At 71.8% G+C, this 12,322-nt stretch carries 12 protein-coding genes; 7 read left to right on the plus strand and 5 right to left on the minus strand.

Features of this window, described 5'->3' with window-relative positions; all coding sequences use genetic code 11:
- Nucleotides 1-84: 84 nt before the first annotated feature.
- Nucleotides 85-1,047 (plus strand): extracellular catalytic domain type 1 short-chain-length polyhydroxyalkanoate depolymerase, encoded by a 963-nt coding sequence (locus C4T78_RS12915; protein WP_093357618.1) that lies wholly within the window; start codon nucleotides 85-87, stop codon nucleotides 1,045-1,047.
- A 78-nt stretch (nucleotides 1,048-1,125) separates the two neighbouring features.
- On the plus strand, nucleotides 1,126-1,938 hold the full coding sequence (locus C4T78_RS12920; protein ID WP_093357617.1) for an alpha/beta fold hydrolase: 813 nt from the start codon (nucleotides 1,126-1,128) through the stop codon (nucleotides 1,936-1,938).
- Here the strand turns inward: C4T78_RS12920 and C4T78_RS36390 are convergent.
- From C4T78_RS36390 to C4T78_RS12930, 3 genes are all read right to left on the minus strand, one after another.
- A complete protein-coding gene (locus C4T78_RS36390) occupies nucleotides 1,935-2,096 on the minus strand; it encodes a hypothetical protein (RefSeq protein WP_170210285.1) in 162 nt (53 codons plus the stop codon). The two genes, C4T78_RS12920 and C4T78_RS36390, sit on opposite strands and share 4 nt — an antisense overlap.
- 106 nt (nucleotides 2,097-2,202) lie before the next feature.
- On the minus strand, nucleotides 2,203-3,024 hold the full coding sequence (locus C4T78_RS12925) for a MerR family transcriptional regulator (protein WP_093357616.1): 822 nt from the start codon (nucleotides 3,022-3,024) through the stop codon (nucleotides 2,203-2,205).
- A 46-nt stretch (nucleotides 3,025-3,070) separates the two neighbouring features.
- Nucleotides 3,071-3,559 carry an Lrp/AsnC family transcriptional regulator gene (locus tag C4T78_RS12930; RefSeq protein WP_093357615.1) on the minus strand — a complete coding sequence of 163 codons (489 nt, stop codon included), beginning with the start codon at nucleotides 3,557-3,559 and terminating at the stop codon, nucleotides 3,071-3,073.
- A gap of 138 nt (nucleotides 3,560-3,697) precedes the next feature.
- On the opposite strand from C4T78_RS12930, the gene C4T78_RS12935 reads away from it, so the two are divergent.
- Nucleotides 3,698-4,867 (plus strand): amino acid permease, encoded by a 1,170-nt coding sequence (locus C4T78_RS12935; protein WP_218161727.1) that lies wholly within the window; start codon nucleotides 3,698-3,700, stop codon nucleotides 4,865-4,867.
- Nucleotides 4,868-4,924: 57 nt separating this feature from the next.
- On the opposite strand, the gene C4T78_RS12940 is transcribed toward C4T78_RS12935, so the two are convergent.
- Nucleotides 4,925-6,787, minus strand: coding sequence for a M protein (locus C4T78_RS12940; protein ID WP_093357612.1), 1,863 nt, complete (start codon nucleotides 6,785-6,787; stop codon nucleotides 4,925-4,927).
- A 346-nt stretch (nucleotides 6,788-7,133) separates the two neighbouring features.
- On the opposite strand from C4T78_RS12940, the gene C4T78_RS12945 reads away from it, so the two are divergent.
- The 3 genes from C4T78_RS12945 (at nucleotide 7,134) to C4T78_RS12955 (ending at nucleotide 10,747) form a co-directional block, all read left to right on the plus strand.
- Nucleotides 7,134-7,532, plus strand: a complete 399-nt coding sequence (locus C4T78_RS12945; RefSeq protein ID WP_093357611.1) for an SPW repeat domain-containing protein — start codon at nucleotides 7,134-7,136, stop codon at nucleotides 7,530-7,532.
- Nucleotides 7,533-7,622: 90 nt separating this feature from the next.
- Entirely contained in the window at nucleotides 7,623-8,267 is a 645-nt protein-coding gene (locus C4T78_RS12950) for a TetR/AcrR family transcriptional regulator (protein ID WP_093357610.1), read from the plus strand.
- A gap of 89 nt (nucleotides 8,268-8,356) precedes the next feature.
- Entirely contained in the window at nucleotides 8,357-10,747 is a 2,391-nt protein-coding gene (locus tag C4T78_RS12955) for a penicillin acylase family protein (RefSeq protein WP_235863828.1), read from the plus strand.
- A 139-nt stretch (nucleotides 10,748-10,886) separates the two neighbouring features.
- On the opposite strand, the gene C4T78_RS12960 is transcribed toward C4T78_RS12955, so the two are convergent.
- On the minus strand, nucleotides 10,887-11,351 hold the full coding sequence (locus tag C4T78_RS12960; RefSeq protein WP_093357607.1) for a carboxymuconolactone decarboxylase family protein: 465 nt from the start codon (nucleotides 11,349-11,351) through the stop codon (nucleotides 10,887-10,889).
- Nucleotides 11,352-11,430: 79 nt separating this feature from the next.
- Between C4T78_RS12960 and C4T78_RS12965 the strand changes: the two genes are divergently transcribed.
- Nucleotides 11,431-12,300, plus strand: coding sequence for a sigma-70 family RNA polymerase sigma factor (locus C4T78_RS12965; RefSeq protein ID WP_093357606.1), 870 nt, complete (start codon nucleotides 11,431-11,433; stop codon nucleotides 12,298-12,300).
- The last annotated feature ends 22 nt before the right edge of the window (nucleotides 12,301-12,322 follow it).

Raw genomic sequence — 12,322 nt, forward strand, 5'->3', positions numbered from 1 at the left:
CGCCACCGGGAGTAGGGATGTCCACTGTGGAGAGGGCGTCGATCGCGGGCCTACCGTGGTCCGAACCACGAGGAGGTGGTTCGGATGCGCGTGTTCTCCCTGGTCCTGGCGGTGCTGCTGGCGACGGTCGTCGCAGCACCGGCGGATTCGGCTGCCGAACTCCGGGAAGTGACCGGATTCGGCGGCAATCCCGGCGCGCTGCGCATGTTCGAGTACGTCCCCGACGGGCTGCCGGAAGGGCGTCCGGTGGTCGTCGCCATGCACGGCTGCACCCAGGACGCCGCGGGTTACGGCACCGGCGCGGGCTGGGTGGAGCTGGCCGACAGCGCCCGGTTCACCCTCGTCCTGCCGCAGCAGGAGCAGGCCAACAACGCAAACCGGTGCTTCAACTGGTTCCAGCCCGGCGACACCGCGCGGGGCAGCGGCGAGGCCGAGTCGATCGCGCAGATGGTGCGCCGCGCCATCGCCGACACCGGCGCGGACCCGGCGCGGGTCTACGTCACCGGGTTGTCCGCGGGTGGAGCGATGACCGCTGCGCTGCTCGCCGCCTACCCGGACGTGTTCGCCGGAGGCGGTGTCGTCGCCGGTGTGCCCCACGGCTGCGCGTCGAGCATGATCGACGCCTTCACCTGCATGAACCCCGGCAAGGACAAGACGCCCGAGCAGTGGGGCGATGCGGTGCGCGGCGCGGGCTCGCACCAGGGGCCGTGGCCGACGCTGAGCATCTGGCACGGCACCGCGGACTACACCGTGGCGCCCGCGAACCAGCGCGAACTGGTCGAGCAGTGGACCAACGTGCACGGCATCCCGGCCACGCCGACGTCCACCGACACCATCGCGGGTTACCCGCACGAGAGCTACGCCGACAGCTCCGGGCGCACCCTCGTGGAAACCATCTCGATCACCGGAATGGGGCACGGTCAGCCGATCGATCCCGGCAGCGCTGACGGACAGTGCGGGCAGGCGGGCTCGTACCTGCTCGACGTCGACGTCTGCGCCGCCTGGCATCTCAGCAGGTCGTGGGGCCTGCCTGCCGGGGTGCGGTGACAGGAAGGTTCCCATGCTCGCAAAACGCTGCCGCGCGGCCGACCCGCGTGGCAGCGGCGAGTGCGGCACGATGGAGCGGTGCACTACATCGAATCGGGTGGCGGAACGCCGCTGGTGCTACTGCACGCGTTCCCCGCGGATGCGCGGATGTGGAACCCGGCCCGCGCAGGACTGGACGAGCAGGCACGGGTGATCGCCCCGGATCAGCGAGGCCTCGGTGAGAGCCCGCTGAACGGTTCGTGGGCGCGGAGCCCCGAGTCGCACGACAGCGATCGGGCGGCCGAGAACCCGAGCATCGACACGGCGGCCGCTGACGTCCTCGCACTGCTCGACCGGCTTGAGCTGCCCGAGGTCGTACTAGGCGGCTGCTCGATGGGCGGCTACGTCGCGATGGCTGTGCTGCGGGCGGCGCCTAAGCGCGTTGCGGGACTGCTGCTGGTGGACACCAAAGCCGTTGCGGACAACGACGAGCAACGAGCCAACCGTCTCAACGCCGCAGACCGCGCAGAGCGTGAAGGCACGAGCGGGTGGCTAGCGGACGGCACGCTGCCAAACGTTCTCGGAAGCACTACGCGCGCGCATCGTCCAGAGGTGCTTAAGCACGTTCGGGAGTTGATCGACGCGCAGCCGCCAGAGGGCGTTGCTTGGGCGCAGCGCGCGATGGCGAGCCGTCCGGACAGCACTGATGCGCTGCGGGCGTTCACCGGCCCTGCGCTGGTGATCGTGGGCGCGGAGGACTCGCTCACGCCTCCGGAGCACGCCCGCGAGCTCGCGGACGTGCTCCCAGGAGGTGAGCTGGTGACGTTGCCGGGCGCCGGGCACCTGCCGCCGGTCGAGACGCCGGACGCGTTCGCCGGCGTCGTCCGACCGTGGTTGGCCGAGCTGGGCTAGTCGTCCTTGGCGGGACGGCGCGAGTCCCGCTCGTTCGGTTTCGCCTCGCTCCGCCGCATCTCGTCCGCCATCTCGCTGGGCAGCACGAAGTACTCACCCGACTTCCGCCTGGCCCGGGCGCTGCCGTCGTCACCGGTTCGGGACTCCTGGTCCGCCATCGACGTGGTCCTTTCCGTGGGCGCACTGCCTGCAACCACCCTCCGGCAGTAGAGAGGGCGGACCACTGGATCGATGACGCTCGCCCCGGATGAGCAGCGGAAACGTCTAATCGGGGCGGACCGGCAGCTGGATCTCGGTCACCATCCCGGCCGGGTCCTCCGGGCAGGCCAGGGTGACCTCGCGGCCGGTGTCCGCCGGTCGGCGGCCGGTGGCCTCCATCCACTGCAGCAGCGCCTGGTACGTCGGCAGGCAGTCGTCCATCGGGCCGCGGTGCACGATCGTCGCCGCCTGCGCGACCGCGGGCAGGTCCACCACGTCGAACTCCAGCGCCGGATCCGGCTCGACGTTGACCGGCAGCCCCGCGTGCACCGTGGTGAGCTCGCCGTCGGCGCTGTCCACGTAGTAGGCGGTCGCCGGGCCCACCGTGGCCACCCCGGCACGCTCCAGCGCCGCGCACAGCTCGGCGTAGAGGCCCTGGATCACCGGGCCGATCGACTGCGGGTCCATCGTCCGCGCCGTGCCCGACATCTCGGCGAGGCGCACCGCGGGCAGGGATTTCATCGTCACTTCTTCGGTCGGCATGGTTCCCTCTGCTTCGATCACCCGGAGACGCGCCCGCACGTCGGCCAGCCGGGCCGTGTCCGCCTCGATCCGGTTCTGGAGTTCGGCCTGCCGCAGCGCGAGCATGCCGCGCAGCTGCTCGGCGCCGAAGCCCTCGTCGAGGATCTGCTGCACCTGCTGCAGGGTGAACCCGAGTTCCTTCAGCGCGACGATCCGGTTGAGCCGGGCGAGCTGGGCCGCGTGGTAGGCCCGGTGCCCGGTCGACCGGTCGACGTGCGCGGGTGGCAGCAGCCCGATGGCGTCGTAGTGCCGCAACATCCGGACCGACACCCGTCCGTGCCTGGCGAAATCTCCGATGCTGAACATGACACCTCCGGTTTAGGACCTGCCACCGTGTCAGGTGCAAGGGGGATCAGCGATTGCTCGCCCAGTGCTCCAGCGGCATCGGACCGCGGCTGAGCACCGTGCGGATCGCGAACGTGCTGCGCGCGTCGGTGACCGGGCCGATGGCGAGGATCTGGTCCAGCAGCACCTGCTCGTAGGCGGCGAGGCTGGGCACCACGGCCTCGACGAGGAAGTCCGCCTCGCCGGAGACGACGTAGCAGGCGACCACCGCGGGGATCGCGGTCAGCGCCGCTTCGATCTGCCGGGAGGTCTCCCGGGAGTGCTGGTCGACCTTGAGCGAGATGAACGCGGTCAGGCCGAGGCCGAGCCGGTCCCGGTCCAGCTCGGCGCGGTAACCGGCGATGATGCCCTCGGCTTCCAGGGCCTTGGTGCGGCGCAGGCAGGACGACGGGGACAGCGACACCGCATCGGCCAGCTCGACGTTGGCCATCCGGCCGTTGTCCTGCAGCTCGCGCAGGATGGCGCGATCGGTCCCGTCCCAGCTGTGCTCCGGCATGTTCCACCTCGATCCGACGTTTCTCGCGCACGATGTTGCGCGAAGTGGTTCTGGTGCGGTGGAGTTTGCCATCGCGTGCCGCGCCGTTTCGCACATTCTGGCGGCATGCCGAATTCCTCAGCGCAGAACATGTCGAGCGTGCGTGGCGCTGCGCTCTACATCGGGGCTTTGCTGGGCCCCAGCCTGCTGTTGCTGCCCGGACTCGCCGCCGCGCTCGCCGGGCCCGCGTCGATCGTGGCCTGGAGCGGTCTGCTGGTCCTCTCCGGCCTGCTGGCCTGGGTGTTCACCAGCCTCGGCACCCGGATCGGGGGCGGGGTGGCGGAGTACGCGGCGGCGGGCCTCGGTGCGCGCGCCGGGCGCGTGGTCGGCTGGTGCTTCCTCTCCGGGGTGGTGGCGGGTGCTCCGGTGGTGTGCCTGATCGGCGGCGGCTACATCGCGGACCTGGTGGGCGGCGGGATGACCGCGAAGCTGGTCGCCGCTGCGCTCCTGCTCCTCGTCGTGGTCGCGCTGACGCTGGGCGGGGCGCGCAGCTCGACCGCCGTGCAGCTCGTGCTCGTCGCGGTGCTCGTGCTGCTGGTCGCGGTGGCGGTGATCGGCTCGGCACCTGCCGGGCGAGCGGAGAACTGGCTGCCGTTCGCGCCGCACGGCTGGAGCTCGATCGGCGCGGCGGGATCGGTGCTGATGCTGTCGTTCGTGGGCTGGGAGGCCATCGCCCCGCTCACCGGTCGGCTGCGCGACCCGCGGGCCCAGCTGCCGCGGGTGATCGGGGCGGCGTTCGCGATCACCACGCTCATCTACCTGGCGCTCGCGGCCTCCACGATCTCGGTCCTGGGAGCCCGGGCGGCGGGTGACGTACCACTCGCCGACCTGCTCGAAGTCGCGGTCGGCGCGACCGGGCCCGCGGTCGCCACGACAGCGGCGGTGACGCTCACCCTCGCGGCGACCAACGCGTACTTGACCAGCGCGGCGGTGCTGACCGCCGAACTGCGCGGTCCGGCTAGCTCCAGTCGCGGGCTCCAGCTCGCCGTGCTCGCAGCGGGCCTGGTGCTGCTCGGCGCGGCAGCGGCGGACCTGGTGAGCACGGCGCAGCTGGTGTCGATTCCGACGACGCTGTTCCTGGTGGTGTACCTCTGCTGCACCGCGGCGAGCGTGCGTGTCCTGAGTGGACCGGTTCGCGCGTGCGCGGCGGTGGCGTGCGCGGCGGTGCTCGGAGTGCTGGCCTTCAGCGGATGGGCGCTGCTGGTGGCGTTGCCGGTTGCGATCGGTGCCGCCGTCCTGCCGGAACGGAGACCGGCGCCGGTCGGCTGAGCAGTGCCGGATTCGGAGCTCTGGTCGGGAAGCTCCGAATCCGGCGAACGGCGCTGCTCAGCGGCGCTGCTGGCCACCGGTGGTCTGGGAGCGCTGGCCGTTCTTGGCGTTCTTCTCCGGGACCGGCAGCTGGATCCGGCGGGTCGGCTCGTCGTGCGAGCCGGACGAGCTCTGGGCGTTGGAAGAACCCTGGGAGCCGGACTGCGGCTTCGCGCCCCGGACCAGGTCCCGGTGGATCTGCTCCGTCGGCCCGTCGTCCGCGGCTTCGCCGCCCGCGGGCTTGCCGCCCTGCGCCTTCGGCTGCGCCTGCTGCGCCTGCTGCGCCTGCTGCGCCTGCTGCGCCTGCTGCGCCTGCTGCGCCTGCTGCGCAGGCTTCGCGGGCTGCTTCGCCTCCGGCTTCGCGGGGTTCGCCTGCTTCGCAGGCTCGCCCCCGGTCGCCTCCGGCTTCGGGCTCTCGCCCTTCGCGGGCTTGGCCGCTTCGCCCTTCGCTGCCGCTTCGGGCTTCGCGTTGACCTCGCGGCTGTCTTGGGCCAGCGCTTCTTCGGCGTCCTTGCGGGCTTGTTCGCGGGCTTCGGCCGCCGCTTCGCGGAGCTTCTCCTCCTCGGCGTCCTCCTGGTCGAGGCGTTCGAGGAGGGGCGTTGTCTGGCCGAGCATCTCGGCGGCGTCGCGGAGCTTCTTGGCGACCGCGTCGCGGAGCTGGGTCAGCGAGTGGACGTGCTCGTCGGCGTTGGCGAGGCGGCGCTGGACCTCTTCGGTGGTCGAGCCGAGGCGGATGCGGGCGTCTTCGCGGGCCGCGGTGACCAGGCGCTTGCTCTCGCGGGTGGCGTCGTCGATGAGGCGGGTGGCCTCGTCGGTGCACTCGCGGATCATGCGCTCGGACTTCTCGGTCGCTTCGCGGACGAGCCGCTCCGCTTCCTGCTTGGATTCCCGGATCCGCTTCTCCGCGGCCTCGGTGCTCTCGCGCTCCAGCTTCGCGGCGGCTTCCTTGCTCTCCCGCTCGCGCTTCTCCGCGGCTTCGATGCTCTCCCGCTCGCGCTTGGCGGCGGCTTCGGTGCTCTCGCGCTCCAGCTTGGCGGCGGCTTCCTTGCTCTCCCGCTCGCGCTTGTTGGCCGCCTCGGTGGATTCGCGGGTGAGCTTCTCCGCCTTCGCGGTCGCCTCGCTGACCATCTGGTTGGCCTGGTCGGTGGCTTCGCGGACCCGGCGGTGGGCCTCGTTGGTGCCTTCGCGCAGGCGGCGGTTGGCCTCGTCGGTGGCCTCGCGGACGCGGCGCTCGGCCTCGGACTTGCTGGTGGCCTCCTGCTCGGCCAGGGTGCGCATGGATTCGCTGCGGCGCGCGGCCATCGCGATCTCGAAGTCCTCTTCGACCTGCGCGCGGCGGGCCTCGGACTCCTTGTCGGCGCGCTTGCGGTTCTCCTCGGCCTCGCGGGTGATCCGCTCGGCTTCGGACTTGGCCTTGTCCATCAGCGCGCGGTGCTCGGTCTCCATCTCGGAGCGCCGGCTGTTCACCTCGGCGAGCAGCCGCTCGTAGCGGGTGCGCAGGTTGGTGGCCTCGGCCTCGGAGCGCGCGCGGATCTGGGCCGCGTCGTTCTCGGCGCGGCCGCGGATCTCGTTTGCCTCGTCCTGGGCCAGCCGCAGCATCCGCTGCAGCCGCTCGCTGAGGCCTTCCAGCGTTGTCGGCGGCTTGGCCAGCCGGTCGACCTGGCCGCGCAGGTTCTCGATCTCGGAGCGGGCCGACTCCAGCTGCTTGGACAGGTCGTTGGCCTGGGAGACGGCGGCATCGCGATCCGCGCTCAGGATGCGGATGTCGGCGTCGAGCCGCTCCAGGTGCTCATCGACCTGGGCGCGGTCGTAACCGTTCTTGCGAACGAGGTCGAAGCCCGATCCAAGAGGTAGCAAGTCGCGGTCGTCGGCAAGGCCCATGACCACCAAGCTACCTGGAAGACGACGTTGTTGTGGGAGGTGTGGCACGTATCAGCCGGATTTTCCGCACCGCCCGGACGGCCCCGGCGCCCAACTCCCAACCCAGCCAACCGAAAGCTCCGCCACCTGGCCGAACGCGACCGGCGGCGTGACGAACCAGACAAACCGAGGGCAGTGGGCCGATCGCGTCCGCCGAACCCTCCTGGTCGCCCGGTCGGAGCCACCGCGCGGGCGGCCGCCGGAGTTCCGCTGCTCACACCGCCGGGCGAACCGGCCGCCGGCGCCGCCGCGCACGACTTGACCGGCTGGCCAACCAAGCGTGCAATGGAGTTGTTGGTCGTGCTCAGTGGAGGTGATCGACGTGGCCGACAGGTCTAGCGGTTCGACTGCGAAGCCGTGGGTTCGCTGGCAGGACTGGGCTGCCGTGGTTCTCGGCGCCTACTTGATCATCGGAACCCTGTGGACGCCGACGAACGGGTCGGCGATGTCCGCGATGATCGTGCTGGGCGCGCTGCTGGTGCTGGCCAGCGTGTGGTCGCTGGCCATGCCCGGGTCGATGACCAGCGAGTACTGCCACATGCTGCTCGGCGCGCTGCTGTTCATCTCGCCGTGGGTCCTCGGGTACACCTCGCACATGGGTGCTTCGTGGACCTCGTGGATCGTCGGCGTGCTGGCGGTGCTCGCCGGTGCGGCCGCGCTGCCGGAGGCCAACGCCGCACACCGCGGCGTCGCCGGGCAGCACTGACGGAGCGCACAGGCGCCGAGTGCGCGCGGCCCGGGGGTGACGTCCGGGCCGCGCGCTCCGGCGGTGCGCAGGCGGCGGGAGGACGGGTTGATGGCGCAGGCTCGCGGATCCGGTTCGCGGGGGTCCACTTCGGACTCGGGGCGGCCGGCGGACGACGGTGCGCCGGCGCGGGAGCGGATCCTGGCGGCGGCCGGCGAGCTGTTCGCCGAGCACGGTTTCGAGGCCACTCCGACGTCGCGGATCGCGGAGCGGGCCGAGGTGCCCAAGGGCCTCATCCACTACTACTTCCGCCGTAAGCAGGACCTGCTGACCGCGCTGGTGGACCGGCTGCCCGAGGAACCCGCGCTCTCGGAGCGGGTGGTGGTGCGCGGCGACGTCGCGGGCAGCCTGCGCAGGCTGGTGCGCGAGCTGGACGCCCGGCTGGAGGCATCGCCGCTGCTCAGCCATTTGCTGTGGCGGGAGGCGGACACGCACATCGCGGTGCGGGAGGCGCTGCAGCAGCGGTTCCGGCACGTGGTCGAGCAGATCCGCGGGGTGATCGAGCTGGCGCTGCCGCCGGGGCGGATCAGCGGCGATGTGGACACCGCCGCGCTGCTGCTGGCGCGAGTGGTCAACCACCGGCATTCGCTCGTCAGGCACGGCGCGCGCGACGACGAGCTGGATCGCGAGATCGGGTTCATCGCCCGCGCGCTGGAATCGGGGATCGGCAAGCCGAGGAAGATCAAACCCGCCTGAGCACCACATATCTGAAGCCTCTTCAGTCTTGTGAAAGGGTCGTTGCGCGCGCTAAAAACTCCTGCAGTCGGTCGATGCGGGAGGTTGCGGTGGGCGTTGGTCAGGTGCGGTTCACCCGACGGCAAGGACTGGTGGCCACCGCGGCCGGGATCGCGGGAGCGGGTGTGCTGGCCGCCGGCTCCGGTGCCGATGCGGCGCCCGATCCGGTGAAGTACCCGGTGCGCGGCCTGCGGGAGCCGGTCGAGCTGATCGAGGACCGCTACGGGGTCCCGCACATCTACGCCCGCAACGAGGACGACGTCTTCCTCGCGCAGGGCTTCAACGCCGCCCGCGAGCGGCTGTTCCAGATCGACCTGTGGCGGCGCCGCGGCCTCGGGAAGCTCGCCGAAGTGCTGGGCCCCGACCACGTGCCGCAGGACCGCGCCACCCGGTTGTTCCTGTACCGGGGCGACATGGACGTGGAGTGGGCGCGCTACTCCGAGGACGCGCAGCGCATCGCGACCCGGTTCACCGCGGGCATCAACGCCTACCTCGACTGGCTGGACGAGCACCCCGAGCAGCTGCCCGAGGAGTTCGGCATCCTCGGCTACCGGCCGGCCCGCTGGGAGCCGGAGGACGTGGTGCGCATCCGCAGCCACGGGCTGACCCGCAACCTGACCAGCGAGGTCAAGCGCGCCCAGGTCGCCTGCGCCGCCGGGGTGGACGCCGACCAGATCCGGCAGGGCCTGCAGCCCGAGCACCGGGCGGTGGTGCCCGAGGGCTTCGACCCGTGCGCGCTGCCCGATGACGTCCTGGAGGTCTTCGACCTGGCCACCCAGCAGGTGGAGTTCGCCGAGGGCCGGGTCCGCAAGGCGGTGGTCCGCGATCCGGCGACCGAGGGCAGCAACAACTGGGTGATCAGCGGTGCGCGCACCGCCACCGGGCGGCCGATCCTGGCCAACGACCCGCACCGCGCCTACTCGGCGCCCTCGCTGCGCTACCTGGCGCACCTCTCCGCGCCGGGCCTCGACGTGATCGGCGCGGGGGAGCCGGCGCTGCCGGGGATCTCCATCGGGCACAACGGAACCGTCGCCTTCGGGCTGACGATCTTCCCGATGGACCAGGAGGACCTCTACGTCTACGAGCTGGATCCGGCCGATCGCCGCCGCTACCGCTATCAGGGCGGCTGGGAGTCGATGACGGTGCTGCGCGAGGAGGTCGAGGTGCGCGGGGAAGCCGCGCGCACCGTCGAGCTGGCCTTCACCCGGCACGGCCCGGTGATCCACGTCGACGAGCAGCGCAACCTCGGCTACGCGGTGCGCACCGGCTGGCTGGAGCCGGGCATGTCGCCGTACTTCGGCAGCGTCGCCTACATGCGGGCGCGCAACTTCGCCGAGTTCACCCGCGCGATGCGCAACTGGGGCGCGCCGACGGAGAACCAGGTGTACGCCGACGTCGAGGGCAACATCGGCTGGGTGCCGGGCGGTCTGGCGCCCAAGCGGGTCGGCTACGACGGGCTGCTGCCGGTGCCCGGCGACGGCCGCTACGAGTGGAACGGCTTCCACTCCGGTGACGACCTGCCGCGCAGCCTCAACCCGGAAGCCGGGTTCATCGCCACCGCCAACCAGTTCAACCTGCCGCCGGAGCACCAGGGGCTCGGGCTGGGTTACGAGTGGACGAACCCGTTCCGGCACCAGCGGATCGTCGAAGTGCTGTCCCGGCAGCACCGGCACACCATCGCCGACTCGCAGGCGCTGCAGAACGACCAGCTGTCCATCCCGGCGCGCAGGCTGATCGCCCTGCTGTCCGAAGTGGACAGCGGTGAGTCCGATCTGCGCCGCGCGCTGCGGCTGCTGCGCGGCTGGGACGCGGTGGAATCACCGGGTTCCGGCCCGGCGGCGCTGTTCGAGGTGTGGTTGTCCAAGCACCTCGGGCCGGGGTTCGTGCGGGCCGCGGTGCCGAAGGCCGCCGGGATCTTCGCCGACGCCGACACCCTGGTGATGCTCGGCGAGCTGGAGAACCCGGGCAGGTGGCTGCCGGATGTGGCGGCCCGCGACCGCCTGCTGCTGGACACGCTGCGCACGGCCTACGCGGAGGTGCGGGAACGGCTGGGGCGCGGTGAGGGCGCCTGGCAGTGGGGGAAGCTGCAGCACAGCTTCTTCCAGCACCCGGCCTCGGCGGCGTTCGGCGCAGCCGAGCGGGCCCGCTTCGACGTCGGCCCGCTGCCGCGCGGCGGCTCCGCCGACACCGTCAACCAGTCCTCCTACCGGACCAGCGACTTCCGGCAGCTCAACGGCCCGTCGTTCCGGATGGTGCTGGACGTGGGCGACTGGGACTCCTCGGTCGCGGTGAACACGCCCGGCCAGTCCGGCGACCCGAACAGCCCGCACTACCGGGACCTGGCCGAGCGGTGGCGGACCGGGAAGTACTTCCCGCTCGCCTACAGCAGGCAGGCGGTGGAGCGCATCGCCGAGCGCCGCATGCTGCTGCTGCCCGCCTGAGAGCGCTGTCGGCGCACGCATCAGGAGGAGCACCCGCAGTCCGCGGAAGCACCCCGGTTCCGTCAGGCGACCAGCGCAACCACAAGATCCGCGGCGGTCGTGAGCGGCGATGGTTCGCCACCATCGCCGCTCACGCGGGTCATTCCCAGCTGGGCCGGTCGGCGCGCTCCCGGATCGGGACGTTGATCCGGTTGAACAGGTTGATCGTGCCGATCATCAGCAGGATCGCGGCGAGCTGCTGCTCGTCGTAGTGCTCGACCGCCTCCTCCCACAGCTCGTCCGGCACCGCCTCCTCGGAGCGGTCGGCGAGCCGGGTGACGGCCTCGGCCAGCTGCAGCGCCGCGCGTTCGGCGTCGGTGAAGAACGGGGCTTCCCGCCACGCGGCCACGGTGGCCAGCCGCTCGTCGGTCTCCCCGGCCTTGCGGGCTTCCCGCTGGTGGCCGACCAGGCAGGGCGCGCAGCCGTTGAGCTGGCTGACCCGCAGTCCGATCAGCTCCAGCGTCGGCTGCGGCACGCCGCCGGACTTGGTCGCCTTCAGCAGGCGCTGGATGCCGGTCATCGCCTCGGGCATGATCAGCGCGGGGTTCTTCATCCGGGTTCGCACGTCGCCTCCAGGGTTGTGTCACACCGGCCCGGTTTCGCCGGTCATAGCTGTGACCCCGGGCGACGGAGGAATGTGACCGATGGACGAGAAATTCCTGGCCGAGCAGTTCGAAACCCACCGCGCGCGGCTGCGGTCGGTGGCCTACCGGATGCTGGGCTCGCTGAGCGAGGCCGACGACGCGGTGCAGGAGACGTGGCTGCGGCTGAGCAGGTCCGACGGCGATGAGATCGGCAACCTCGGTGGCTGGCTGACCACCGTCGTCGGCCGGGTGTGCCTGAACATGCTCCGCTCCCGCGCCGGTCGGCGCGAGGAACCGCTGGAGACCCGCGTGCCGGACCCGCTGGTGACCGCCGTCGACACCGCCGATCCCGAGCAGGAGGTGCTGCTCGCGGATTCGGTGGGGCTGGCGCTGCTGGTGGTGCTCGAAACCCTGGCCCCGCCGGAACGGCTCGCGTTCGTGCTGCACGACCTGTTCGCGATGCCCTTCGACGAGATCGCGCCCATCGTCGGCCGAACTCCGGCCGCGACGCGCCAGCTCGCCAGCCGCGCCCGTCGCCGGGTCCGGGGTGTTCCGGCGCCCGACCCGGACCTGGCGCGGCAGCGGGAGGTCGTCGACGCCTTCATCGAGGCGGCGCGCGGTGGTGACCTGGCCGGGCTGGTCGCGGTGCTGGACCCGGACGTGGTGGTGCGCTCCGATCCCGGCGGCCAGCGCCCGGGAACCCTGCGGCGCGGCCCGGCCGAGGTGGCCCGGGGCGCGACGCTGTTCGCCACGTTCGCCGAGGAGCTGCGGCCGGTGCTGGTCAACGGCGCCGCCGGGGCGGTCGCGATCGTCGGCGGCCAGGTGGTGTCGGTGGCGGCGTTCACCGTCGCGGGCGGCAAGGTCGTCGCGCTGGACATCCTCGCCGACCCCGAACGGCTGAGCCGCCTGGACCTCTCGTTCCTGGAGTGAGCCCGGAGCGCGCTTCGCGTGG

Origin of the sequence: Saccharopolyspora kobensis, assembly GCF_900108315.1 — a bacterium.
GTDB lineage: Bacteria > Actinomycetota > Actinomycetes > Mycobacteriales > Pseudonocardiaceae > Saccharopolyspora > Saccharopolyspora kobensis.